Raw genomic sequence first — 25,529 nt, 5'->3', positions numbered from 1 at the left:
TCCCTTAGCGAATGCCCAACAGCGCATCAAACAGCGTATTCGCGGTTTGCAGCACCTGGGCGTTTGCCAGGTAGTACTGTTGGTAGCGTTGCAGGTTGCCGTATTCTTCATCAAGGTTAACGCCGGAAATCGATTGCTGCTGGTTGTACAATTGAGTCACGACATTGCCCTGCGCCGTGCTGCTGGTTTTCAACGTGGCGGTTTTGTTCCCCACATCGCTGACCAGCGTCGCGTAAGCATCATTAAAGGACTTATTGCCTACCGTTTTCTGGGTTTGTAAATCCAGCAGTGCCTGACCGTTACGGTTATCACTTTCACCCGCATCAGCATCAGAGGCCATTGCGATTTTGGATTCATCAGTCACCAGTACGTTCATGTTCACAATGGCATCGCTAACCGGCTTCAGGGTAAAGCTGTCATTCACATTTGCCCCTGCCCCGACCGTCACTTCCAGCCCGTCAAACGTCAGTTTCCCGTTGGTTTCAACCGCCTTAAAGCTGGTGTTGTCTGACAAGCGCGTGACCTGCCAGTCCTGACCATCAAATACCAGCTTATAATTGGTAGCCTGTACTGCGGAACTGTCGGTGACTTCCGCAGACAAGGTTCCGCTACCCGTATTTTTCGCATTACTCAATACGGACGGTTTACCGATGGAAAAGAAGTCCTCGCCCTGATCGCCATTGGCATCATATCCCTGTTTATGCTGGGCATTAAACGCTTCGGCAAAGGCCAGCGCCAGCTGGTTGAGGGTATTGCGAGTCTGATCCAGATCCTGAGAGCGGAACGTCAGCAACCCGCCAAGCGAGCCGCTATTGAGCAATTTTTCTGGAATTTCAACGTTTCCGGCAGTCGCATCAACATAGGCGACCGTGGTGCGTGACGGATCGGCGCTGGACGGCACCGCGGCCAGTTGACGAGCACTGCTGCCCTGCACCAGGGTATAGCCATTCGCCATCGTCAGGTTATAGGTGCCGCCGTCCTGGACGCTAACTTCCACACCAACAATCTGGTTCAGCTCACTCACCAGTTGGTCGCGTTGGTCGAGAAGATCGTTCGGTGAAGCGCCCGCGCCCACCCCGGTCAGACGGGAAATCTGATCGTTCAGGCTGGCGATCTGCTTCGTGTAATTATTGATCTGCTCAACGCTGGAGCCAATGGCAATATTGACCTGCTTATCCTGATCGCGCAGGTACTGATCGGTCGTTTTAAACTGGTTTACCAGGCCGTCGGCTTTACCGATAAGCGCCTGACGCGCCGCCGGATCCTCCGCGTTGCTGACCAGCGTTTGCAGGCTGGAGAAGAAATCCTGCAAGGAGGTCGAAATTGAGCTGGTGGTACTGGAGAGCAGGTTATCAATTTTCGACATTTGCTCATACCGCACGGTCAAACCACTGCTCTGATTCTGCGCTGCGCGTAACTGATTGGTAATAAAAGAATCATACTCACGCTGTACGCCAGAAACGTAGACGCCATTACCGACCCAACCGCCCGCTCCCAGCGTACTGTTGGCCTGCGCCATAATCGTCGTCTGTCGGGTATACCCGGCAACGTTATAGCTGGAGATGTTATTACTGGCAGTATTTAACGCAGCCTGGGCTGCGCTAAGTCCGCTCATGGCGTTGTTAATTAAGCTGGACATGGAGGTTCCTTGTAATCCTTCAATACTGGTTATTATCGGCAGCAGGTTTCTGGACTTGAGCTATTTAAAAGAGATTGTCGAGATTCGCACTGTACGTTTTGCTCACCTTGTCGCTCATGGATTTCAGCTGTTGAATCATGTTGGTTAATTTACGCGCATAGTCAGGATCGGTTGCATAACCGGCATTTTGTAACGCCTGTGCGCCCTGTTCAGCGGTAGACGCGGCGGTCACCGCGGCATAGCGCGGGTTACGGGTCAGCAGCCCCACATAATCCGATAGCGCCTCCAGATAGGAGCTGTAAACGCGGAATTTCGCTTTTACCTTCTTCGCTTCGCCGTTCTCATATTCGGTGGTGGTGATCTCTGTTACCGGCCCCTTCCAGTTGGACGAGGCCTTAATACCAAACAGGTTAAAGCTCGGCTCGCCATTTTCACGGCGGATCTGTCGCTGACCCCATCCCGACTCCAGCGCCGCCTGCGCCAGAATCAGATGATGCGGCACGCCGCTTTGTTCACTTGCCAGGCGTGCCGGAAGCGAAAGCTGGGCCAGGAAGTCTTTGCTGTCGCCGGACAGCGGCTCATCATTATTTTCCGGCGCTTTTGGCATCGCCTTACGCACCAGCTGCGTCAGCGCCTGATTTTGATAGCTGGTCACCGTTTCCAGAGGGAACTTCATTGGCACCTGCGGCGCGTCTTCCGCAGGCTGCGTCTGCCCCTCGGTCATCTGCCTGACCATCATCTCCGCCAGTCCCAACCCTTTACCGGCGGTCATCTGCTGCGCAATCTGCTGGTCATACATGCTGGTGTACAGTCGCGTTTGATCGCTGCTGAATATGCCGTCTTTCGGCAGCGCTTCACGCATGCTTTTCAGCATCATCTGCACAAACATCCCTTCAACCTGACGAGCGACCGGGCGGATATTCGCCGCCGGATCTTGCCCCGCTTTGGCTTTCAGCTCATTGAGCGATTGCGCATCCCAGGCCGCGCTGGCCAACAGTTTGCTGTCACCAATCATCAGATAATTTCCAGTTTGGCGCGCAGACAACCCGCGCTCTGCATGGATTGCAGGATGGACATCAGATCCATCGGCGTGGCGCCCAGCGCATTCAGCGCGCGGACGACGTTGTTCAGGTTGGCGCTGGAACGGACGCTTTGCAGCGAACCGCCGCTCTGACGTAAATCAATCTGCGTTTGTGGCGTGACGACCGTCTGCCCCCCGCCAAACGGCGTGTCCGGCTGGCTGACGTTCGCCTGGCGATTCACCGTTACGGACAAATTGCCTTGCGCGACGGCGCAGCTGTCCAGCGTCACTTCACGGTTCATCACCACGGAACCGGTACGGGAGTTAATCACCACCTTCGCGTCCTGTGGTGTGACGTTCACCTCCAGATTCTGGATATCCGCCAGGAAACGGACCTGCGAGCTGTTGCCGCTGGGTACGCGAACCTGAATCGTGCGCGCATCCAGCGCGGTCGCACTGCCATAGCCACGGGCGCGGTTGATGGTGTCAGTGATCTGCTGCGCCATTGCGAAGTCTTCGTTGTTCAGTTGCAGATTGAGGGTATTTCCGCCGCCAAACTGGCTGGGCAGCTCGCGTTCAATAATTGCGCCATTGGTGATACGCCCGCCATTGAGCTGGTTAACCTGTACGCTGCTGCCGCCCGCAGACGCCCCTGCGCCGCCGACTAAAATATTTCCCTGCGCCAGGGCATACACCTGGCTATCGACCCCTTTCAGCGGCGTCATCAGCAATGTACCGCCGCGCAGACTTTTCGCGTTCCCCATTGAGGACACCACCACGTCGATCGTTTGCCCCTGGCGACCGAATGCCGGAAATTGCGCAGTGACCATTACCGCCGCAACGTTTTTCAACTGCATATTGGTGCCCGTCGGGACGGTGATCCCCAACTGAGACAGCATGTTATTCAGCGTCTGGGTGGTAAAGGGCGTCTGGGTCGTCTGGTCGCCCGTCCCGTCCAGGCCGACCACCAGCCCGTAACCAATCAGCGAGTTTTCCCGCACCCCCTGCACGCTGGTCAGATCCCGAATACGATCGGCATGCGCCAGGGTGGTTGCCAGTATCAGTACAATTCCAACAAGAGATTTAAACACTGGAGACCTCGCTTACATCGGCGACAAGTTAAGGAAGAAACGTTGCAGCCAACCCATATTTTGCGCCTCGTTGATATAGCCGTTGCCGACATATTCAATGCGCGCATCCGCAACCTGTGTTGACGGAACGGAGTTGCTGCCGCTGATGGTGCGTGGGTTCACGACCCCGGAGAAGCGGATGAACTCAGTGCCCTGATTAATGGCGATCTGTTTTTCACCCACGACGTGTAAATTGCCATTTGCCAGTACCTGATCGACGGTCACGGTCAGCGTGCCGCTAAAGGTATTGCTGGCGTTCGCGCCGCCTTTACCGTTGAAGGAGTTCCCGCCAGAGGCTTCCATATCTGCACGCGCGTTGCCGAACAATCCCTGCAAATAACGAGGAACCGTATCAAAGCCGAAGTTGGTTTTACCATCACGGCTGGCATTGGCGGAGGAGCTCTTACTGGCGCTGACGTTTTCCTGCAATACAATCGTCAGCGTATCGCCGATATTGCGTGGACGTCGGTCTTCAAACAGCGGCTGATAGCCATAGTTGATCGGCTGCGCAGACTGAAAAATGGAACCATTCGCCACCGGAGTCGGGCCCGGTATGGGCTGTGCAGTGGTCGCGCCCTGCACGAGCGGTGTGGAAGGTATCCAGGCACATCCTGTCAGTGAAACCACCAGCAGGGCCATAATCGGGTAATGGTGCGCAGCGTATTTTTGCATTGCCTTCATCTTCAAAATCAGTGTGCCGGTGAGGTTTCCCTCACCGGACGACACTTAGAGTTGCGTCAGTTTTTGCAGCATCTGATCGGTAGTCGATACCGCTTTGCTGTTAATTTCGTAAGCGCGCTGAACCTGGATCATATTCACCAGTTCTTCCGCCACGTTTACGTTAGAGGTTTCGACATAGCCCTGATACAGCAGACCCGCACCGTTAAGCCCTGGCGTACTCTCATTCGGCGCACCCGAGGATTGCGTTTCGGTGTACAGGTTTTCACCAATGCTTTCCAGACCCGTATCGTTCATGAACGTGGTCAGGTTAAGCTGCCCCACCTGTACCGGCGCGGCCTGCCCCTGCTGAGTTACGCTTACCACGCCATCGCGACCCACGGTGATGCTCAGCGAGTTCGCCGGAATGGTGATCGCTGGCTGTACCTGGAAGCCGCCCGCCGTGACCAGTTGGCCATTCTGATCCACCTGGAAAGAACCGTCACGGGTATAAGCAGAAGTGCCATCCGGCAGCATCACCTGAAAGAAGCCCTGCCCTTTGATGGCGACATCTTTACTGTTGTTGGTCTGAGACAGGTTACCCTGACTATGCAGACGCTCGGTGGCGACCGGGCGAACGCCCGTACCGATTTGCAGACCAGAAGGTAAGGTCGTCTGTTCTGACGACTGCGCGCCAGGCTGACGAATCGTCTGGTACAGCAGGTCTTCAAACACCGCGCGTTGACGCTTAAAACCATTGGTGCTGACGTTTGCCAGGTTGTTGGCAATCACATCCATGTTGGTTTGCTGCGCGTCCAGGCCGGTTTTGGCGATCCATAATGAACTGATCATAAAATGTCCTGTATTAACTCATCGACAGCAGTTGGTTAGCGCGCCCGGCATTGTCATCCACGCTGCTGATAACCTTCATCTGCATTTCAAAACGGCGGGCGTTAGCGATCATATCGCTCATGGCGGACACCGCATTCACGTTACTGCCCTCCAGTACGCCAGACATCACGCGAATGGACGGGTCAGCCTGCAACACCGGGCCACGCGCAGCCTGTGTCGCCGCGCTTAAACGGAACATACCGTCATCGCCGCGTTGCACTTCGCTGCCAAGCGCTTTCACCAGCTTCAGACGTCCTACCGGTGCGACGGTATTGGCCGGATCGCCAGGGTTAAGCGCAGAGATAGTCCCGTCTGCCGCGATAGTGATTTCTGAACCTTCAGGAACGGCAATCGGCCCGGCTTCACCGATAACCGGATGCCCCTGAATTGTCAGTTGCCCGGTCGGGTCTACCTGAATGCTGCCGTTACGGGTGTATCCCTCGTTACCATCAGCGGTCTGAACAACCAGCCAGCCATCCTGTTGCAGCGCCACATCCAGCGGGCGCGAGGTGTAATCCATCTGCCCGGGCGTCATATCGGCTCCCGGCGTGGACGCAGCCACCAGCGTACGCGTCGGTAAAGAGAGACCTTCCACCGGCACCGCGCGCAACGCATTAAGTTGCGCACGAAAACCCGGCGTGGAGGCGTTCGCCAGGTTGCTGGCCGTCACCGCTTGTTGATTAAGCGTCTGACTGGCCGCGCCCATGGCGGTATATATTGCGTGATCCATTAAGCCATCCCGTCAGGCGCTTAGCGCAGGTTAACCAGGGTGTTGAGGATCTGATCCTGGGTTTTGATGGTCTGCGCGTTTGACTGATAGTTACGCTGCGCGACGATCATATTCACCAGCTCTTTACTCAAATCCACGTTTGAGGATTCCAGCGCGCCGTTGGTCAACTTACCGAAGTTACCCGTACCCGCCGTACCAAGCAGCGCAACGCCTGAAGCCTGCGTCGCCGCCCAGACGTTATCGCCCTGAGAAGCCAGACCTTCATTGTTGGCGAAGTTAGCCAGCACGATCTGCCCCAGAACCTGCGTTTGTTCGTTGGAATAGTTACCCACTACGGTGCCGTCATCGTTGATCTGATAGCTCACCAGATCACCCGGCTTATAGCCGTTCTGGTTGGTCGCGACGATGTTGTTCGCACCAGTGTTCTGCTGCATGGAGTTCAGGAAGCTCAGGGAGAAAGAGGCTGGGTCCGCACCATTAATTGCGCCAGTGACGATATTGGCGGAACCACCAGAAACCAGCATCCCGTTTTCATTGAATTCCATCGTGGTAGACAACGTCGGCGTCGCGGTTGGATCGCTGCTGTCCATGGTGTGAACTTCCCAGGTGTTGTCCTGCGTCTTAACAAAGAACACATTCACATCATGGGCATTACCCTGACTGTCAAAAACGGTAACGGTACCCTTTTTGTTGTAGGAATCCGCATCGCTCGGATCAAACGGCGTTTTCGACGGCAGTTCATCGCTGGAGTTAAGGTTGATCTGCATAGACGCCGTGGTAGTCGCCTTCGCGGCCATCAGGGTGTTCGGGATGGTGATCGGGCCTGGGTTGGCACCCTGCTGGATCGTCGGCGGCGTTCCGGTTGCCGGATAGCCGGTCAGTTGCAGCCCCTGCATGTTAACCAGATTGCGGTTCTCATCCAGTTTGAACTGGCCGTTACGGCTGTAGAAAACGGAGCCGTTGCTGTCAACCAGACGGAAGAAACCGTTCTGGCTAATCGCGACATCCAGACCACGCCCGGTGTTGGTGGTAGTGCCGTCGGTAAAGTCCTGGGTAATCCCGGCGACTTTAACGCCCAGGCCCACTTTGGAGCCCGCGAACATATCAGCAAAAGACGCCGTACCGGATTTAAACCCGTAGGTGGCGGAGTTGGCGATGTTATTACCAATAACATCGAGGTTGGTCGCTGCTGCGTTCAGACCGCTGACCGCTTGAGAAAAGGCCATGACTTACTCCTGATAAGTGTAAAGGCTTAAATGATCTGCCGTACTTCGTCGAGTGTGGTGGTTCCGTAGGTCCCTAAATCCAGGGTATTACCGCTACTGTTGCGGATAACCCCCTGAACCAGCGCAAACTGAAGCGGTTGCGCCACAAGCTGCGTACTGCCGTTGCTGGCGGCGATCGCGACGTTATAGGAACCGTTTGGCGCGCTTGTGCCATCCTCCAACGTACCGTCCCAGGTAAAGGTATGAACGCCAGCCTTCAGCTCGCCGATATTGATCGTGCGCACCACCTTGCCGTCTTTGTCGGTAATGGTGGCGGTGACTTTATCCGCTGCCTGCTGCAACTCCACGCCAAACGGCGTCGTGGTGATGGTCGCGCCCTCTTCGGTGCCCGTACCGGCCAGAATGGTGGTGCCGGGGATCATGACGCCATGACCAATCAGGGTGCTGGCCTGTAGCGACTGGCTGTTGTCGATCTGCCCGGAAATCGCGCCCAGCGTGGTGTTCAGTTTTTCAATTCCGCTAACGGTGCTGATCTGCGCCAGTTGCGTGGTCAGCTCGTTGTTTTGCAGTGGGTTGGTCGGGTCCTGATTCTTCAACTGCGCGACCAGCAATGTCAGGAAGCTGCTTTGTAAATCACTCGCGCTGCTTCCCGTCAGCGAACTGCCACTGCTGGTGGATGCGACTCCCGAGTTGGTCGAGTCATTCATATTTACGGCAATAGACATACGCGCCTCCTTTACTGGCCTAATGTCAGCGTTTTAAGCATCATGCTTTTCACGGTATTAAGAACTTCGACGTTTGCCTGATAGCTGCGCGAGGCTGACATGGTGTTGACCATTTCACCGACCACGTCCACATTAGGCATTTTTACGTACCCATTGGCGTCCGCCAGCGGGTTGCCAGGCTCATACACCAGTTTGTCCGGCGCCTGACTTTCAATGACGTCCGCCACTTTTACCCCACCGGTTGCCGCCCCTGGCGCCGCGTCTACCTGAAAGACCACCTGTTTAGCGCGATACGGTTGACCGTCCGGCCCGGTGACGCTATCGGCGTTCGCCAGGTTACTGGCCGCCACGTTAAGACGTTTGGACTGCGCGGTGAGCGCCGACCCGGCAATATCAAAAATGTTTAACAGCGCCACGAATTAGTTTCCTCCCTGTAGCACATTCATCATGCCTTTGATTTGTCCACCCAACACGGTGAGGCCCGTCTGGTATTTCAGACTGTTATCCGCAAACTGCGTACGCTCGCGGTCCATATCGACGGTATTGCCATCAAGGGACGGCTGGTCAGGAATACGGTAGAGCAGATCCACCGAAGGAGACGCGACGGTCTGGGCCGGAATGTGTTGTGCAGAGGTGAGCTTCAACGCGATCCCGCCGGTTTCTTCCCGGCCACGCACCATGACTTTTTTGAGTTCGCTGGCGAAATCCATATCACGCGCCTGATACCCAGGGGTGTCGGCGTTAGCGATATTGGCGGCCAACACCTCCTGGCGTTGAGCGCGCAGATTCAGCGCTTCCTGTTGAAAACGTAAGGCGGCATCGAGCTTATCGAGCATATCTCCTCCGCAAATGACAAAATTCAGCCGACAGCTTAAATCCCATCACGCGCGCGTTATCGCCGGAATAAACGCAAAATGCGTCGCTATTTGTTGCGTTGATGCTTGTGGTACGCAGGTAGAATCCTGTCATTGCTTAAACTGGCGGGAAGTGACGATGCAAACGTTAAAACGTGGAATAGCGCTGCTGGCGCTGCTGTTCAGCCCCCTGACGATGGCCCAGGATCTGAATGCCCAGTTAACGGACTGGTTTTCTCAGCGTCTGGCAGGGTTCAGCGATGACGTCGTCGTCACGATCCGCACGTCGCCCAATCTGTTGCCGAATTGCGAACAGCCCGCGCTGAGCGTAACCGGAAGCGCGAAGTTATGGGGGCATGTGAACGTACTGGCGCGCTGCGCGAACGAAAAGCGCTATCTACAGGTAAATGTACAGGCAACGGGGAATTACGTTGTTGCCGCGGCCCCCGTCGCCCGTGGCGGTGCGCTTGGCCCGGCTAACATCACGCTAAAACGCGGACGGCTGGATCAGCTTCCCCCGCGAACCGTCCTGGACATCAACCAGATTCAGGACGCCGTCAGCTTGCGCGACCTCGTTCCCGGGCAGCCAATACAGCTCAGTATGTTGCGCCAGGCATGGCGGATAAAAGCCGGTCAGCGCGTTCTGGTGGTGGCGAGCGGCGACGGATTTAGCGTCAATGCGGAAGGCCAGGCACTGAACAATGCCGCCGTCGCGCAAAACGCGCGCGTACGCATGTTGTCAGGCCAGGTCGTGAGTGGAACCGTCGATCCTGATGGGAATATTCTTATTAATCTATAATGAGTTAAAGATTTTGTAGTGGCTGCCGATAAATAATCAACCAATGATGATAGCTGGCTGCTACAGCGTAACCCCTCGATGAGGATAAATAAATGAGCATTGACCGTACCTCACCTTTGAAGCCCGTTAGCACTGTCCAACCGCGCGAAACCAGCGATGCGCCGGTACAAAAAGCGCGTCAGGAAAAAGCGTCAACCACGACCAGTACCAGTGTGAAGTTAAGCGATGCTCAGGCGAAACTGATGCAACCCGGCACCGGCGATATCAATATGGAGCGCGTGGAAGCCCTGAAAACGGCGATTCGTAACGGTGAGTTGAAGATGGACACCGGTAAAATTGCAGACTCGCTGATCCGCGAGGCGCAGAGCTACTTACAGAGTAAATAAGCGTATGACTCGTCTGTCAGAAATTCTGGATCATATGACGGCTGTCCTCAATGACCTGAAAAAGGTGATGGATGCCGAGCAGCAGCTCTCCGTAGGTCACATTAACGGTAGCCAGTTACAGCGTATTACAGAAGAAAAAAGCTCTTTACTGGCGACGCTGGATTATCTGGAGCAGCAGCGCCGTCTTGAACAAGATGCGCAGCGTAACGTTAATGATGATGTCGCCAGGCGCTGGCAGGCGATTACGGAAAAAACGCAGCATTTACGCGATCTCAACCAACATAATGGTTGGCTGCTGGAAGGGCAGATTGAACGGAATCATCAGGCGCTCGACATGCTGAAACCGCATCAGGAACCGACGCTGTATGGCGCGAACGGTCAAACCGCCTCTCCCCACCGTGGCGGGAAAAAAATCTCTATCTGATTGCCGGATGGCGGCTACGCCTTATCCGGCCTACACGATTACAGAACAACCCTGTAGGCCCGGTAAGCGGCAGCACCACCGGGCAATTGCCGTAATCCGGCCGACACAATCACAGAACAACTCTGTAGGCCCGGTAAGCGACAGCGCCACCGGGCGATTGACCGTAATCCGGCCGACACAATCACAGAACAACTCTGTAGGCCCGGTAAGCGACAGCGCCACCGGGCGATTGGCCGTAATCCAGCCGACACAATCACAGAACAACCCTGTAGGCCCGGTAAGCGACAGCGCCACCGGGCAATTGCCGTAATCCAGCCGACACAATCACAGAACAACTCTGTAGGCCCGGTAAGCGACAGCGCCACCGGGCAATTGGCCGTAATCCGGCCGACACAATCACAGAACAACTCGTATGCCCGGTAAGCGACAGCGCCACCGGGCAATTGGCCGTAATCCAGCCGACACAATCACAGAACAACCCTGTAGGCCCGGTAAGCGGCAGCGCCACCGGGCGATTGGCCGGATAGAGGCTCTATGCCGTCCGGCGAGTAAATTCCTTCACTTTAAAGCCCAACACCGCCAGCGCGGCGAAATAGGCGGCAATCCCCACAACCACAACCGCCATCAGTCGGGCCAGACGCCACAGCATTGTCCCTTCTGACCACTCAGGCATAATATGCAACATGCCAACCAGCGCGGCGGACATCACCAGCACGGAAATCACCAGGCGGGTCAGGAACCACGTCCAGCCCGGCTGCGGAGTAAAGATTTTCTGTTTGCGCAGTTGCCAGTACAGCAGCGACGCATTCAGACACGCCGCCAGACCAATAGACAGCGACAGACCGGCATGCTTCAACGGCCCGATAAACGCCAGGTTCATCAACTGAGTCATGATCAGCGTCACAATGGCGATTCTGACCGGCGTTTTGATATCCTGGCGCGAGTAAAATCCCGGAGCCAAAACTTTCACCACGATTAAACCAATCAGACCAACGGAATAGGCCACCAGCGCGCGCTGGGTCATCGACGCATCAAAGGCGGTGAACTTGCCGTACTGGAACAGCGATACCGTCAGCGGTTTGGCCAGAATGCCCAGCGCGACGGCGCTCGGCAATGCCAGCAGAAAACACAGACGCAGCCCCCAGTCCATCAGACGGCAATACTCATCATGATTGCCGCTGGCAAAACTTTTAGACAGTGAAGGCAGCAAAATGGTGCCCAGCGCCACGCCCAGAACTCCTGACGGGAACTCCATCAGTCGGTCAGCATAATACATCCAGGAGACCGAACCGGAAGCCAGAAACGAGGCGAAAATGGTGTTGATGATCAGAGATATCTGGCTTACCGAAACGCCGAGGATCGCCGGGCCCATTTGCTTCACAACGCGCATCGCGCCTGCGTCACGAAAATTGATGCGCGGCAATACCAGCATCCCAATTTTCTTCAGATGAGGAAGCTGGTAAACCAGTTGCAGCACGCCGCCCACCGTCACCGCCCAGGCCAGCGCCAGTACGGGAGGATTAAAATACGGCGCGGCAAACAGCGCAAAGCCGATCATACTGATGTTCAGAAATGTGGGCGCAAACGCAGGAATCGAGAAACGGTTCCAGGTGTTGAGGATCGCGCCCACCAGCGAGGCCAGCGAAATCAGCAGAATATACGGAAAGGTGATTTGCAGCAGTTTGGTGGTCAGGGCGAATTTATCAGCGGTATCAGCAAAACCCGGCGCGGTTACCATAATCACCCACGGCGCGGCGAGCATACCGGCCACCGTCACCACGGCTAACGCCAGAGTCAGCAGCCCGGAGACATAGGCGACAAAAACCCGGGTCGCCTCTTCGCCCTGCTTGCTCTTGTATTCTGCAAGGATCGGCACAAACGCCTGGGAAAATGCCCCTTCGGCAAAAATGCGCCGCAACAGATTCGGTAACTTGAATGCCACGAAAAAGGCGTCGGTCGCCATCCCTGCGCCAAAAATTCTGGCGACAATCGCGTCACGCGCAAAACCAAGCACGCGCGAAAACATGGTCATCGAGCTGACGGCAGCCAGCGATTTTAATAAATTCATCAGTGTTGTATTCCAGACCCTGGAGCAAAACCCTTGCATGGCCGACCGCAGGCCGGATAAAGGCGTTTACGCCGCCATCCGGCAATATCGCTGTGCCTGATAACCACGTAAAAACGTCTTATCAGGCCGACAGAACGATCCACGGTTTGCCATCATTCTCTGTCAGAAAGAGGTGTTATTTTGAGTTGGCATATAGTACCTGGATTATGATGAATTACTACAGCCAGATGTTACAGGGCGTTATTCGCTCATTGCCTCGCGCCAGAGTTTCTCTACGACGCGCTGCGCCAGAATTGCCTGTTCGTCCGCCGTTTCAGGAACCGTCTGATTTTGCACGCATTCAATAAAATGACGGGCGCATCCGGCAAATCCACGTTGTTCCTGGGTTGTCTGCCAGCCCGGAATGGGTTTATGCACCACGCCCTGACCGCGTTCCTCGCGCCATTCGCGCATGTCCGTCACATCAAACAGGCCGCCGTCCGTCACCGCCTGCACACATTCACGCTGACTCCCGGCGCGACGGTGCATACTGGTGGTGATTTGCAACTGATCCGCCCCAAAATGGTGCTCGGCATACAGCATCTCACCAAGATCGTTGGTCTGCAACGTGCCGCCGTTCAGTTGCGCCTTGCCGTCCGTCAGCCACAGCGCGGTGTCCACAACGTGCAGGTAGTCATCCAGCAGCGTGAAACGCAAATCATGCGGCCCGACGCTGTCCGTCCGGTGTTTATCCATACGGACAGAAGCGGCGGCGCCCAGTTGCGCTTTCAGATCGCGGTAGAGCGGAGCGAAGCGTCGGTTAAACCCGACCATTAGCGTCAAATTTTTGCGCGCGGCCAACGCCACCAGCCGTTCCGCATCGCGCAGGTTTTCCGCCAGCGGTTTATCGACGCAGACATGAACCCCGGCATTGAGCAGTTCGCTCACCACCTCATAATGCGTCGCCGTGCTGGAGTGGACGAAAATGGCGTCGCAGGTTGACGCCAGCGCTGGCAACGACTCAACGTACGGCATCCGCCAGCTTTCACAAATGCGCAGCGCCTTATCCCGCGAAGGAGACCAGGCCCCCTGTAGCGTCCAGTCGCCGGATGCGCCCAGTACGGGCAACCAGGCTTTTTGGGCGATCCCCCCTAACCCAACAACACCGATACGTAATTTTTTCACGTTAGTCTCCCAGGTGCGCCAGGAGCGAATCAAGGCGCTGTTTCAGTTCCGCGACTTCGCCTTCCAGCGCCTCAACGCGCGCATGCAGATCGCCCGACGCCGCCTGCGGCGCGTCATCTGAACTCACCGGTTCATCGACTTCGCCGCAAAACAGGTGCATATACCGGCTTTCACGCTTACCCGGTTCGCGCGCCAGGCGCACAACGTAAGGGCCATCGTCACGGGCGGCAAGCTGTTCCAGCGTCGTTTCCACTTCTGCCATATCGCTGAATTCATACATGCGGGATGCACGGCTGCGCAGTTCACCTGGCGTCTGGGCGCCGCGCAGCAGCAGCGTAGCGATCAGCGCCACCTCCGCCGGACTCAGTTTAAGATTGCCAAACTCGGAGTTGCAGAAGCGCTGTTCATATTTGGTGACGCGATTGCCGAAGCCGCTCACCGTTCGCAGAAAATGGCGTTTCACTAAGTTATCAAGCTGTTCCTGCACCTCATGTTCCGATAAGTTCATTACCGGTTCACGGTTGGTTTTTTGATTGCAGGCGGTAACCACGCCGTTAACCGAGAGCGGGTACTGCTCCGGCGTTGTCACCTGTTTTTCCAGCAGGCAGCCAATCACTCGCGCTTCAGTGGCGGTTAGTTCGTATTTCATCGTCCTCTCCTTAGCGACCGGGGGTCCATTCAGTCGTCGTCAACGCCGTCAGCACATGATCGCGCCACTGTCCGTCAATCAACAGGTAATCTTTCGCATACCCTTCTTTTTCAAAGCCGAGTCGCGCCAGCAAGTCGCCGCTGCGCTTATTATGCGGCATATAGTTCGCCATAATACGGTGAATATGTTGCGTACGCTGCATATAGCGAATCGCCGAGGTTAAGGCCTCATACATCAGCCCCTGCCCCTGCCACTTTTGTGCGATGGAGTATCCCAGATAACAGGCGTGGAATGAGCCACGCACCACGTTAGAAAAATTGGCCACGCCGATGATCTCTTTCTCTTCCGGGTCGAGCAGCGCGAAATAGAACGCTGAGCCCTGTTTATGAAACTCGGCGATCATGCTCAGACGCGCCTGCCAGCCCGAAGGATAGCAGTGGCTTTCATCACGAACGGGTTCCCAGGGTTTTAAAAAATGACGATTTTCCGCGTAATAATCGGCCAGACGCCAGGCATCACGCTCATGTACTAAACGCACAACCAGACGGTCGGTTGTTAAGCGTACTTTTGGCACGTTACTGCGATAGCCAAACATTCTATACCTACTCCTTCCCGTAACGTCTTCACACCCTGATAACGTTACTATACCTGCGCCTGTACGCTCTGTGAAAAGTGCAAATCGTCATTTTTTGGCTTATTCACACATTTTGATGAAAACTCTCTATCAAGATGGACTTTTGATAAAAAAATATTGTCCCGGCAAAGGTGGGAAAAAACGCGCCGACACCGCAGAATAGAAGGTGCTCACCTTTTAAACTCAACAGAATTCGAGTTGCAGGACGGCGGCAAGCGAATCACTCCCTGAAAGCGCACAGAAATACGTGGCCGGGGAGCGCTAACGCCGCCGACGCGCCTGCGACGTGAAGGATGACGAGTGTCTTTCCCGGGAGGGGAAATGTCGCGTGTCTCGCAGGCCAGGAACCTGGGTAAATATTTCCTGCTCATCGATAATATGCTGGTCGTATTAGGCTTTTTCGTGGTGTTTCCACTGATCTCCATTCGCTTTGTCGACCAGATGGGCTGGGCGGCATTGATGGTCGGCATTGCGCTCGGACTGCGCCAGTTCATCCAGCAAGGGCTGGGCATTTTTGGCGGCGCGATTGCCGACCGTTTTGGCGCGAAGCCAATGATTGTTACCGGGATGCTTATGCGCGCAGCCGGATTCGCGACGATGGGGATCGCCCATGAGCCCTGGCTGCTCTGGTTTTCCTGCTTTCTTTCCGGGCTTGGCGGCACCCTTTTCGATCCGCCGCGCTCTGCGCTGGTCGTCAAGCTGATTCGCCCTGAACAACGCGGTCGTTTCTTTTCGCTGTTGATGATGCAGGACAGCGCGGGCGCCGTGACTGGCGCGCTATTGGGTAGCTGGTTGTTGCAGTACGATTTTCGTCTGGTATGCGCGACGGGGGCGGTACTGTTCGTTTTGTGCGCCGCGTTTAACGCCTGGCTGCTTCCGGCGTGGAAGCTGTCAACGGTGAAAATCCCGGTACGCGAGGGCATGGGGCGCGTCATGGCGGACAAACGGTTCGTGACTTACGTACTGACCCTGGCGGGATACTACATGCTGGCCGTACAGGTGATGCTGATGCTGCCCATCATGGTCAATGACATCGCGGGATCACCGTCCGCCGTCAAGTGGATGTATGCGATCGAAGCCTGCCTCTCGCTGACGCTGCTCTACCCAATCGCCCGCTGGAGCGAGAAACGTTTTCGCCTCGAGCACCGCCTGATGGCCGGACTGCTGCTGATGTCGCTCAGTATGTTGCCTGTCGGGCTGGTCGGTAATTTACAGCAGCTCTTCACGCTCATTTGCACGTTCTATATCGGCTCGGTCATTGCGGAACCGGCGCGTGAAACGCTCAGCGCCTCGCTGGCCGATGCGCGGGCGCGCGGCAGCTATATGGGCTTCAGTCGACTGGGTTTAGCCATTGGCGGCGCGATAGGGTATATCGGCGGAGGATGGTTGTTCGATATGGGGAAAGCGCTGCAACAGCCTGAACTGCCCTGGATGATGCTTGGGGTAATCGGAATCATGACCTTTCTTGCGCTCGGTTGGCAATTCAGCCACAAACGGACGCCACGCGGCATGCTGGAGCCAGGCGCCTGATTTGATACCTGCTTTCATCTCCTCCATACTGAAAGAGAACCGACAGTTAAATGGAGGAGAAACGTGAAGCTTTATATTTACGATCACTGCCCTTTCTGCATCAAAGCCCGCATGATTTTCGGCCTGAAAAATATTCCCGTTGAGCTAAACGTCCTGGCAAACGACGACGACGCAACGCCCACCCGCATGATCGGCAAAAAAATGGCGCCCATTCTGCAAAAGGACGACAGCCGTTATCTGCCCGAAAGTATGGATATCGTCCATTATGTGGACAACCTTGACGGCAAACCCTTGCTGATCGGAAAACAGAACCCCGCGATTGAGGAGTGGTTACGCAAAGTTAACGGTTACGCCAATCGCCTGCTCCTTCCGCGTTTCGCAAAATCGGCATTTGATGAGTTTTCCACGCCGTCGGCGCGGAAATACTTTACCGAGAAAAAAGAGGCCATGATTGGCGACTTTGGCGAAAATCTGGCGCATTCCAGTGGGCTCATCAAAAACATCAGCGACGATCTGCGCGCGCTGGATAAATTGATTGTGCAGCCCAATGCCGTGAACGGTGAACTGTCTGAAGACGATATTCATTTGTTCCCGTTATTACGTAACCTGACGCTGGTCGCAGGCATAAACTGGCCAACCCGGGTCGCTGATTACCGTGATAACATGGCAAAACAGACGCAAATCAACCTGTTATCGTCTATGGCCCTCTAATGCTTGTGGGTGGAGGCGCCATGCCGCCACCCTTTCAGTTTTTTCTGCTGGTGCGCGGCGTGCTGGTGCCACATGCTGCTTTGTGTCAGGATTACGACACGGGCATCATGTTGAGGAACCCCATGAAAAAGATTGTCTTTGCCGCTGCATTGTTGGTTAGCGGCCTGTTGGTTGGCTGCAACCAACTCACGCAGTACACGGTAAGCGAGCAAGAAATTAATCAGGCGCTTGAAAAACGGAATAATTTTTCCAAAGACATTGGCTTACCGGGCATCGCGGATGCGCATATTGTACTGACGAATCTCAGCAGCCAGATTGGCCGGGAAGAGCCCAACAAAGTCACGCTAACCGGTGATGCGAACCTGGATATGAGCTCCCTGTTTGGCAGCCAGAAAGCCACCATGAAACTGAAGCTGAAAGCGCTACCGGTCTTTAACAAAGAAAAAGGCGCGATTTATCTGCAAGAAATGGAAGTGGTGGATGCAACCGTAACGCCGGAAAAAATGCAATCGGTGCTGCAAACGCTGATGCCTTACCTGAATCAGTCGTTGCGTAATTATTTTAATCAACAACCGGCCTACGTTTTGCGTGAAGACAGCAGCAAAGGCGAAGCGCTGGCGAAAAAATATGCCAAAGGCATAGAGGTTAAACCGGGCGAAATCATCATCCCGTTCACCGACTAACGCACCAGGGCGCATTTGCGCCCTTTTTTTCGTGCAAACGAAAACGTTTCCGCTTATCCTTGGTTTCCGGCAAAAATGACTATCCCCCAGCCGGAGCATATTAATGACTGCACCATCCCAGGTTTTAAAGATCCGCCGCCCAGACGACTGGCACGTTCACCTTCGCGATGGCGACATGTTAAAAACTGTCGTGCCTTACACCAGTGAAATTTATGGCCGCGCGATAGTGATGCCGAACCTGGCGCCGCCTGTTACGACGGTCGATGCGGCCATCGCATACCGCCAGCGCATTCTTGATGCCGTTCCTGCCGGGCATGACTTTACCCCACTGATGACCTGCTACTTAACGGATACGCTTGATCCTGATGAGCTTGAGCGCGGATTCCGCGAAGGCGTCTTTACCGCAGCAAAACTCTATCCGGCCAACGCGACCACCAACTCCAGCCACGGCGTCACCTCTGTCGATACGATCATGCCGGTACTGGAGCGCATGGAAAAACTCGGTATGCCGTTGCTGGTACACGGCGAAGTTACCCATGCTGATATCGATATTTTTGACCGCGAAGCGCGGTTTATTGAAACGGTGATGGAGCCGCTGCGCCAGCGTCTGACGGCGTTGAAGGTCGTGTTTGAGCACATTACCACCAAAGATGCCGCAGAGTACGTTCGCGACGGCAACGAGCTGTTAGCCGCCACCATCACGCCACAGCATCTGATGTTTAATCGCAACCATATGCTGGTCGGCGGCATTCGCCCGCATCTGTATTGCCTGCCGATCCTCAAACGTAACGTCCACCAGCAGGCCTTGCGTGAACTGGTCGCCAGCGGATTTAGCCGCGCCTTCCTCGGTACCGACTCCGCGCCGCACACCCGTCATCGGAAAGAAACCAGCTGCGGCTGCGCAGGCTGCTTTAATGCCCCGACGGCGCTTGGCAGCTACGCTACGGTCTTTGAAGAGATGAACGCCCTCGCGCATTTTGAAGCGTTCTGCTCACTCAATGGGCCACGGTTCTACGGCCTGCCGGTCAATGAAACCTACGTTGAACTGGTACGCGAAGAACAGCTCGTCCCGGAAAGCATCACGCTTGCCGATGACTCACTGGTGCCCTTCCTGGGCGGCGAGCGCGTACGCTGGTCAGTAAAATAATAAAAAAAATGTGGCCAACTGTTGTAAGCCGGAAAGGTTAACTGTATAAATACACAGTATATTCAACAGGGGGCCATTATGCGTATTGAAGTCACTATAGCGAAAACGTCACCTTTGCCTGCTGGCGCGATTGACGCGCTGGCTGGTGAACTCTCCCGCCGTATCCATCACTCTTTTCCAGATAACGCGGGCAATGTTGTCGTCCGTTATGCCGCAGCCAACAATTTGTCGGTCATTGGCGCGACAAAAGAGGATAAAGAACGCATCAGCGAAATCCTACAGGAAACCTGGGAAAGCGCGGATGACTGGTTCGTCAATGAATAAAAAATGATATGCAGTAATGTTCGTTTTTGCCGGGTCGCCCCGGCTTTTTTATTTGCGCAACTGGTCGCTTTTTAATCCATTACTCAAAATAACTGCACAACATGCCAAAAAAATATGAATAACATGCTGTTTTATTGTGCACATAATTCTTAAAAAGAAGAAATTTATTCTGTCACCCTTTAAATTTCCAGTGAATAGCCTTATTTATTGATATACTGAAGTTGCTTCAGAAAAAACACGCATTGAACCTCGAAAACCGTTGTCTTGTAACACGTATTAGGGGGCATAATGGAAAAGAATAATGAAGTCATTCAGACTCATCCGCTTGTAGGATGGGACATCAGCACCGTTGACAGCTATGATGCGCTGATGTTGCGTTTGCACTACCAGACCCCGAATCGCCCTGACCCTGATGGGACTGAAGTTGGTCAGACGCTCTGGTTAACCACCGATGTTGCCAGACAATTTATTTCGATATTAGAAGCAGGCATCGCCAAAATTGAATCTGGCGATTACCAGGAAAATGAGTATCGCCGTCATTAACGTGACGCGACCCCTCCACCCAAAGGCACCTTAAAAGGTGCCTTTATCGTTTCATACTCTCAATAATTCCACTGACAGAAAGTCGGCCGACAAACGCGCCGCCGCGACGGCAATCCGAAAGTATGACGAGTATAACTTGTATATCTCAATTCACTTATTTACCCTGCAATAATCGCGATAGCAGAGAGAAGCTGATGAAATACGACTTAATCATTATTGGCAGCGGTTCCGTCGGCGCCGCAGCCGGATATTATGCCACTCGCGCCGGACTGAAGGTTCTGATGACAGATGCCCATATGCCGCCACATCAACAGGGCAGCCATCACGGCGATACCCGGTTAATCCGCCACGCTTATGGCGAGGGTGAGAAATACGTTCCTCTGGTGCTGCGTGCGCAAACGTTATGGGAAGAGCTTTCAACGCATAATGAAGATCCCATCTTCGTTCGCTCCGGCGTCATAAACCTCGGCCCGGCGGACTCGCCATTTCTGGCGAACGTGGCGCACAGCGCACAGCAATGGCAGTTAAACGTTGAGCAACTGGATGCCGCCGCCATCATGGCGCGCTGGCCTGAAATTCGCGTCCCTGACAACTACATTGGCCTGTTCGAAACGGACTCCGGTTTTCTGCGCAGTGAACTGGCGATCAAAACCTGGGTTCGCCTTGCCGAAGAGGCTGGCTGTGCGCAGCTCTTTAACTGCCCCGTCACTGCCCTTCACCACGATAACGACGGCGTTACCGTTGAAACCGCTGACGGCGAATACCGCGCGAAGAAAGTGCTGATCAGTGCCGGTACATGGGTACAGGCGCTGGTGCCAGAAGTCCCCATCCAACCCGTTCGTAAAGTTTTTGCCTGGTATCAGGCTGACGGGCGCTACAGCATGAAAAATAACTTCCCGGCGTTCACTGGAGAACTCCCGAACGGCGATCAGTATTACGGTTTTCCCGCCGAAAACGACGCATTAAAAATAGGAAAACACAACGGTGGTCAGTTGATTCACTCACCGGAAGAGCGCAAGCCGTTTGCCGCCGTCGCCAGCGATGGTTCCGAAGCGTTCCCCTTCCTGCGCACTATCCTGCCCGGCATTGGCTGCTGCCTGAACGGCGCCGCCTGTACCTATGATAATTCCCCGGATGAAGATTTTATTATCGATACATTGCCGGGACATGATAATACGCTGATCGTCACCGGTCTGAGCGGCCACGGCTTTAAGTTCGCCTCGGTATTGGGCGAGATTGCCGCCGATTTCGCACAGGGTAAATCGCCGGCTTTTGACCTGACGCCATTCAAACTGAAGCGCTTTACGCAATAATGACCCAATGGCCTCGCAAACGGGGCCGTTTCTTTTTGAGGAGTCAGGCTGTGCGTCGTATTTTTCACTATCTGATCAATAATATTCGTGAGCATTTTATGCTCTACGTTATTTTATGGTCGCTGCTGGCCATCATGGACATTATTTATATCATGTTCTTTTAATTTATTTCAGCTGACAAAAATTGACAAAACCTGAGATTACTCTAACTTTCATTGTAATAATTTGACCAATAAGAAACCTCCCGCCCTCCTGCCCCATATAGATAAAACCGCTAATCACCTCGAATCTTCTGACGCACAATGACAAATTCAATCAATTTTATTGAAATAAAAACAAATATCGCCAGGATTGTTATTTATTAGTTGCATTAATGTCTCTAACAGGTCATTTTCATTCTCTCCTGAAATATCCATTGGTGTGTTTATGCAATTCAAAAATACTCCTCAGCGCTATGGCGCCATTTCTGTATTGCTTCACTGGCTGGTCGCCATTGTTGTATACGGCATGTTTGCCCTGGGTTTATGGATGGTGACGCTCAGCTATTACGATGGCTGGTATCACCAGGCGCCGGAATTGCATAAAAGTATCGGCATCCTGCTAATGATGGGGCTGGTTATACGTGTTTTCTGGCGTTTCGTCTCACCACCGCCAAAGGCGCTGAAAAGCTATTCACGCCTGACCCGTCTGGGTGCGGCGGTGGGCCACCTTGCGCTGTATCTTCTGCTCTTCGCCATTGTGATCAGCGGCTATCTGATCTCAACCGCCGACGGCAAACCGATCAGCGTGTTTGGGTGGTTTGACGTGCCCGCCACGCTGGCCGACGCGGGCGCTCAGGCCGATCTTGCCGGTAGTCTGCACCTGTGGCTGGCCTGGAGCGTTGTGATTTTGTCTGTTCTGCATGGGCTAATGGCCCTGAAGCACCATTTCATCGATAAAGACGACACCCTGAAGCGTATGCTGGGGAGATCGTCGCCTGACTATGGAGTTGAAAAATGAAAAAAAGCCTGCTGGGACTGACTTTTGCTTCCCTGTTATTCACCACTGGTTCTGCAATCGCGGCAGACTATAAAATTGATAAAGAGGGACAACACGCCTTCGTTAACTTCCGTATCCAGCACCTGGGTTACAGCTGGCTGTACGGGACGTTCAAAGATTTCGACGGGACATTTACCTTCGATGAAAAAAATCCGGCTGCGGATAAAGTGAACGTCACCATTAACACCAACAGCGTTGATACCAACCATGCAGAGCGTGATAAGCACCTGCGTAGCGCTGATTTCCTGAACGTGGCGAAATTCCCGCAGGCGACGTTTACCTCGACCAGCGTGAAAAAAGATGGCGACGAGCTGGATATCACCGGCGACCTGACGCTCAATGGCGTCACCAAACCGGTCACGCTGGAAGCGAAGCTGATCGGCCAGGGTGACGATCCGTGGGGCGGGAAACGCGCGGGCTTTGAAGCGGAAGGTAAAATTAAGCTGAAAGACTTTAACATCACTACCGACCTCGGCCCTGCATCGCAGGAAGTCGATCTGATTATCTCGGTGGAAGGCGTACAGCAGAAGTAACGAATGCCGGATGGCGGCTTCGCCTTATCCGGCCTACAGCAACACACATTGTAGGCCCGGTAAGCAAAGCGCCTCCGGGCGTGATGCCGGATGACGGCATTGCCTTCAGCACATATTGTAGGCCCGGTAAGCGGAGCGCCACCGGGCGCAATGCCGGATGACAGCGTCGCCTTCAGCACATATTGTAGGCCCGGTAAGCGGAGCGCCACCGGGCGCAATGCCGGATGACAGCGTCGCCTTCAGCACACATTGAACGCCCGGTAAGCAAAGCGCCACCGGGCGTAATGCCGGATGACAGCGTCGCCTTCAGCACACATTGAACGCCCGGTAAGCAAAGCGCCACCGGGCGTAATGCCGGATGGCGCTACGTTATTCCGCCGGGTCGGGAATGCCCAGTTGGGTATTCAGGCGGCCACGCGATTTATTGAAGATTTTATTGCCATTTTCACGGCCAGCGCGGCGACGGCGCTGTTCCTCTTCCGGCAAACTGCTCTCTTCACAGCACAGCTCGCTACAGCAGCCTTTAAACTTCTCGGCGCAAGCCGGGCACTGAATAAACAGCAGATGGCAACCATCATTTTTACAGTTGGTATGGCTGTCGCACGGAGCGCCGCACTGGTGACAATGCGCGATAACCTCATCAGAGATCCGCTCTCCCATGCGCTCATCAAACACAAAGTTCTTACCAATGAAACGCACCGGCAGCCCCTGCTCGCGCGCCTTACGCGCGTACTCAATGATGCCGCCCTCAATGTGCCACACTTTGTTAAAACCGTTATGCTTCATCCAGGCGCTGGCTTTTTCACAACGAATACCGCCCGTACAGTACATGACGATTTTCTTGTCTCTATGCTCCTGCATCATTTCAACAGCTTTCGGCAACTGCTCGCGGAACGTGTCAGCCGGAATTTCCAGCGCATTTTCGAAATGCCCCACTTCATATTCGTAGTGGTTACGCATGTCGATAAACACGGCATCAGGATCGTCCAGCATGGCGTTCACTTCCGCCGCTTTCAAGTACTCGCCAACGTCGCTGGCATCAAAATTCGGATCGTCGATACCATCGGCCACAATCCGCTCGCGTACTTTCATACGCAACACCCAGAAGGACTTACCGTCATCGTCCAGCGCAATATTCAGACGCAAGCCGTTTAATGCGGGATCAAACGCATACAGCTGCTCACGAAACGCCGCGACCTGACTTTGCGGCACGCTGATCTGTGCGTTAATGCCTTCACGCGCCAGATAAACGCGACCAAAAACATTCAGCGAGGTAAACATCTGGTACAACGCGTCGCGCGTGCTCTGCGGATCGACGATCGTGAAATATTTATAAAAAGAGATGGTCGTGCGCGGTTCCGTTTCAGCTAACATCCGGGCTTTAAGCGCATCGTTCGAAATGCGGTTGTGTAACACTGGCATGGTGTACGTATCCTGCAATCAGTAAAAATGAAATCGGGCGGCATCATAAAGCAAACATCGCCAATTTACATCCACACATTTTGCGCTACATTTCATTCTTCATACTAAGAAATTAACAACAATTGCCGCTTTTATCGTCGTTCTCCAACCACAAATTTTTGCTGTACACGAAAAAATGCGACAATACAGGGAATTGCTCGTTTACAGACAGGATAGAGATGACGAATTTACCTAAGTTCTCCGTTGCGCTACTGCATCCACGTTATTGGTTAACCTGGCTGGGTATTGGTGCTCTTTGGTTGGTCGTGCAATTGCCCTACCCGGTGATTTACAAACTGGGTTGTGCAATGGGACGTCTGGCGTTGCGTTTTATGAAGCGCCGCGCCCGCATCGCCTATCGTAATCTTGAATTGTGCTTTCCGCAGATGAGCGAGCAAGAACGCCACCAGATGGTGGTGAAGAACTTCGAGTCTGTCGGGATGGGCGTGATGGAAACCGGCATGGCCTGGTTCTGGTCCGACCGCCGTATTTCACGCTGGACAGATGTCAGCGGCGTTGAGCATATCCGCGACGTTCAGGCCCGGGAGCGAGGGATTCTGCTGGTTGGCCTGCACTTTCTGACGCTGGAGCTGGGCGCGCGCCAGTTTGGTTTGCAACAGCCTGGCATTGGCGTTTATCGTCCGAATGACAATCCGTTGCTCGACTGGCTACAAACCTGGGGACGTATGCGCTCCAACAAATCGATGCTCGATCGCAAAGACCTGAAAGGCATGATCAAAGCGCTGAAAAAAGGTGAAGTGGTCTGGTATGCGCCGGATCATGACTATGGCCCGCGCGCCAGCGTGTTTGTCCCGCTGTTTGCCGTGGAACAGGCCGCCACCACGTCAGGAACCTGGATGCTCTCCCGAATGTCCAACGCCTGTCTGGTGCCGTTTGTTCCGCGTCGTAAACCCGATGGCAAAGGCTATGAGCTGATTCTCCTGCCGCCGGAATGCTCACCACCGCTGGATGACGCCGAAACCACCGCAGCCTGGATGAACACGATCGTAGAGAAATGCATCATGATGGCGCCCGAGCAATACATGTGGTTGCACCGCCGTTTCAAAACGCGTCCTGAAGGTATGCCTTCCCGTTACTGATTCATCAGGTGCAGCCGGGCGACGGTTGCACCTTCTCAATCGCCTCTTTTAGCTTTAAAAGCTACTCACATTGCCGCCCTCAGCAGGCAGGCGCATAATAAGAGAGTATTGCCTTATTTTTATTCTGATGATAGCGCAAACAGCGCATC

29 protein-coding genes are annotated in these 25,529 nt (G+C 54.4%); 14 read left to right on the top strand and 15 right to left on the bottom strand.

Annotated features, from left to right (window positions below):
* Positions 1-4: 4 nt before the first annotated feature.
* From flgK to flgB, 10 genes are all read right to left on the bottom strand, one after another.
* On the bottom strand, positions 5-1,639 hold the full coding sequence (gene flgK, locus OGY62_RS13185) for a flagellar hook-associated protein FlgK (RefSeq protein WP_115626606.1): 1,635 nt from the start codon (positions 1,637-1,639) through the stop codon (positions 5-7).
* Positions 1,640-1,703: 64 nt separating this feature from the next.
* On the bottom strand, positions 1,704-2,654 hold the full coding sequence (flgJ, locus tag OGY62_RS13180) for a flagellar assembly peptidoglycan hydrolase FlgJ (RefSeq protein ID WP_286460071.1): 951 nt from the start codon (positions 2,652-2,654) through the stop codon (positions 1,704-1,706).
* Entirely contained in the window at positions 2,654-3,751 is a 1,098-nt protein-coding gene (locus OGY62_RS13175; RefSeq protein WP_012132841.1) for a flagellar basal body P-ring protein FlgI, read from the bottom strand. The genes flgJ and OGY62_RS13175 overlap by 1 nt, the downstream gene beginning before the upstream one ends.
* 12 nt (positions 3,752-3,763) lie before the next feature.
* Positions 3,764-4,462, bottom strand: a complete 699-nt coding sequence (flgH, locus tag OGY62_RS13170) for a flagellar basal body L-ring protein FlgH (protein WP_024130441.1) — start codon at positions 4,460-4,462, stop codon at positions 3,764-3,766.
* 54 nt (positions 4,463-4,516) lie between these two features.
* Entirely contained in the window at positions 4,517-5,299 is a 783-nt protein-coding gene (gene flgG, locus OGY62_RS13165; protein ID WP_012132843.1) for a flagellar basal-body rod protein FlgG, read from the bottom strand.
* 13 nt (positions 5,300-5,312) lie between these two features.
* Positions 5,313-6,068 carry a flagellar basal-body rod protein FlgF gene (flgF, locus tag OGY62_RS13160; protein ID WP_012132844.1) on the bottom strand — a complete coding sequence of 252 codons (756 nt, stop codon included), beginning with the start codon at positions 6,066-6,068 and terminating at the stop codon, positions 5,313-5,315.
* Positions 6,069-6,088: 20 nt separating this feature from the next.
* Positions 6,089-7,294, bottom strand: coding sequence for a flagellar hook protein FlgE (flgE, locus tag OGY62_RS13155; RefSeq protein ID WP_012132845.1), 1,206 nt, complete (start codon positions 7,292-7,294; stop codon positions 6,089-6,091).
* A 26-nt stretch (positions 7,295-7,320) separates the two neighbouring features.
* A complete protein-coding gene (flgD, locus tag OGY62_RS13150; protein WP_012132846.1) occupies positions 7,321-8,019 on the bottom strand; it encodes a flagellar hook assembly protein FlgD in 699 nt (232 codons plus the stop codon).
* 11 nt (positions 8,020-8,030) lie between these two features.
* Complete coding sequence (gene flgC, locus OGY62_RS13145; RefSeq protein WP_012132847.1) at positions 8,031-8,435, bottom strand: flagellar basal body rod protein FlgC; 405 nt, start codon at positions 8,433-8,435, stop codon at positions 8,031-8,033.
* Between the two features lie 3 nt (positions 8,436-8,438).
* Positions 8,439-8,855, bottom strand: a complete 417-nt coding sequence (flgB, locus tag OGY62_RS13140; RefSeq protein WP_012132848.1) for a flagellar basal body rod protein FlgB — start codon at positions 8,853-8,855, stop codon at positions 8,439-8,441.
* Between the two features lie 157 nt (positions 8,856-9,012).
* Here flgB and flgA point away from each other — a divergent pair, with 157 nt between their 5' ends.
* From flgA to flgN, 3 genes are all read left to right on the top strand, one after another.
* Positions 9,013-9,672, top strand: coding sequence for a flagellar basal body P-ring formation chaperone FlgA (gene flgA, locus OGY62_RS13135; RefSeq protein ID WP_049010759.1), 660 nt, complete (start codon positions 9,013-9,015; stop codon positions 9,670-9,672).
* Positions 9,673-9,764: 92 nt separating this feature from the next.
* A complete protein-coding gene (gene flgM, locus OGY62_RS13130; protein WP_058668998.1) occupies positions 9,765-10,058 on the top strand; it encodes a flagellar biosynthesis anti-sigma factor FlgM in 294 nt (97 codons plus the stop codon).
* 4 nt (positions 10,059-10,062) lie between these two features.
* Entirely contained in the window at positions 10,063-10,482 is a 420-nt protein-coding gene (gene flgN, locus OGY62_RS13125) for a flagella biosynthesis chaperone FlgN (RefSeq protein WP_286460069.1), read from the top strand.
* 532 nt (positions 10,483-11,014) lie between these two features.
* On the opposite strand, the gene murJ is transcribed toward flgN, so the two are convergent.
* From murJ to rimJ, 4 genes are all read right to left on the bottom strand, one after another.
* Entirely contained in the window at positions 11,015-12,550 is a 1,536-nt protein-coding gene (murJ, locus tag OGY62_RS13120) for a murein biosynthesis integral membrane protein MurJ (RefSeq protein WP_049011711.1), read from the bottom strand.
* A 240-nt stretch (positions 12,551-12,790) separates the two neighbouring features.
* Complete coding sequence (locus OGY62_RS13115; protein ID WP_286460067.1) at positions 12,791-13,714, bottom strand: Gfo/Idh/MocA family protein; 924 nt, start codon at positions 13,712-13,714, stop codon at positions 12,791-12,793.
* 1 nt (position 13,715) lies between these two features.
* The gene (locus OGY62_RS13110) at positions 13,716-14,363 is read right to left on the bottom strand and encodes a YceH family protein (RefSeq protein WP_230011307.1); all 648 of its coding nucleotides are present in this window, start codon (positions 14,361-14,363) and stop codon (positions 13,716-13,718) included.
* Between the two features lie 10 nt (positions 14,364-14,373).
* The gene (gene rimJ / locus OGY62_RS13105; protein WP_024130443.1) at positions 14,374-14,958 is read right to left on the bottom strand and encodes a ribosomal protein S5-alanine N-acetyltransferase; all 585 of its coding nucleotides are present in this window, start codon (positions 14,956-14,958) and stop codon (positions 14,374-14,376) included.
* A gap of 360 nt (positions 14,959-15,318) precedes the next feature.
* On the opposite strand from rimJ, the gene mdtH reads away from it, so the two are divergent.
* The 10 genes from mdtH to OGY62_RS13055 all read left to right on the top strand — a co-directional run bounded on the left by mdtH (position 15,319) and on the right by OGY62_RS13055 (position 22,819).
* Complete coding sequence (mdtH, locus tag OGY62_RS13100) at positions 15,319-16,527, top strand: multidrug efflux MFS transporter MdtH (protein ID WP_012132860.1); 1,209 nt, start codon at positions 15,319-15,321, stop codon at positions 16,525-16,527.
* A gap of 63 nt (positions 16,528-16,590) precedes the next feature.
* Positions 16,591-17,238, top strand: a complete 648-nt coding sequence (gene grxB, locus OGY62_RS13095; RefSeq protein ID WP_286460066.1) for a glutaredoxin 2 — start codon at positions 16,591-16,593, stop codon at positions 17,236-17,238.
* A gap of 122 nt (positions 17,239-17,360) precedes the next feature.
* Positions 17,361-17,921, top strand: a complete 561-nt coding sequence (locus tag OGY62_RS13090; protein WP_024130445.1) for a lipoprotein — start codon at positions 17,361-17,363, stop codon at positions 17,919-17,921.
* A 103-nt stretch (positions 17,922-18,024) separates the two neighbouring features.
* On the top strand, positions 18,025-19,068 hold the full coding sequence (gene pyrC / locus OGY62_RS13085; RefSeq protein WP_286460065.1) for a dihydroorotase: 1,044 nt from the start codon (positions 18,025-18,027) through the stop codon (positions 19,066-19,068).
* 78 nt (positions 19,069-19,146) lie between these two features.
* Positions 19,147-19,392, top strand: a complete 246-nt coding sequence (gene dinI, locus OGY62_RS13080) for a DNA damage-inducible protein I (protein ID WP_012132864.1) — start codon at positions 19,147-19,149, stop codon at positions 19,390-19,392.
* A gap of 288 nt (positions 19,393-19,680) precedes the next feature.
* Entirely contained in the window at positions 19,681-19,935 is a 255-nt protein-coding gene (gene bssS, locus OGY62_RS13075) for a biofilm formation regulator BssS (protein ID WP_012132867.1), read from the top strand.
* A 194-nt stretch (positions 19,936-20,129) separates the two neighbouring features.
* Positions 20,130-21,248 carry an N-methyl-L-tryptophan oxidase gene (gene solA / locus OGY62_RS13070; RefSeq protein ID WP_286460064.1) on the top strand — a complete coding sequence of 373 codons (1,119 nt, stop codon included), beginning with the start codon at positions 20,130-20,132 and terminating at the stop codon, positions 21,246-21,248.
* 50 nt (positions 21,249-21,298) lie between these two features.
* Positions 21,299-21,412, top strand: coding sequence for a YceO family protein (locus tag OGY62_RS13065; protein WP_047457560.1), 114 nt, complete (start codon positions 21,299-21,301; stop codon positions 21,410-21,412).
* A 262-nt stretch (positions 21,413-21,674) separates the two neighbouring features.
* A complete protein-coding gene (locus OGY62_RS13060) occupies positions 21,675-22,247 on the top strand; it encodes a cytochrome b (RefSeq protein WP_012132871.1) in 573 nt (190 codons plus the stop codon).
* Positions 22,244-22,819 (top strand): YceI family protein, encoded by a 576-nt coding sequence (locus tag OGY62_RS13055; protein ID WP_012132872.1) that lies wholly within the window; start codon positions 22,244-22,246, stop codon positions 22,817-22,819. The genes OGY62_RS13060 and OGY62_RS13055 overlap by 4 nt, the downstream gene beginning before the upstream one ends.
* A gap of 369 nt (positions 22,820-23,188) precedes the next feature.
* Here OGY62_RS13055 and trhO read toward each other — a convergent pair whose 3' ends face one another.
* Positions 23,189-24,241 carry an oxygen-dependent tRNA uridine(34) hydroxylase TrhO gene (gene trhO / locus OGY62_RS13050; RefSeq protein ID WP_012132873.1) on the bottom strand — a complete coding sequence of 351 codons (1,053 nt, stop codon included), beginning with the start codon at positions 24,239-24,241 and terminating at the stop codon, positions 23,189-23,191.
* A gap of 218 nt (positions 24,242-24,459) precedes the next feature.
* On the opposite strand from trhO, the gene OGY62_RS13045 reads away from it, so the two are divergent.
* A complete protein-coding gene (locus OGY62_RS13045; RefSeq protein ID WP_047457570.1) occupies positions 24,460-25,380 on the top strand; it encodes a Kdo(2)-lipid IV(A) acyltransferase in 921 nt (306 codons plus the stop codon).
* The last annotated feature ends 149 nt before the right edge of the window (positions 25,381-25,529 follow it).

The sequence above is a fragment of the Citrobacter sp. CK198 genome, assembly GCF_030333295.1.
GTDB lineage: Bacteria > Pseudomonadota > Gammaproteobacteria > Enterobacterales > Enterobacteriaceae > Citrobacter_B > Citrobacter_B koseri.
This window is presented reverse-complemented; position numbering and strand designations above follow the sequence as displayed.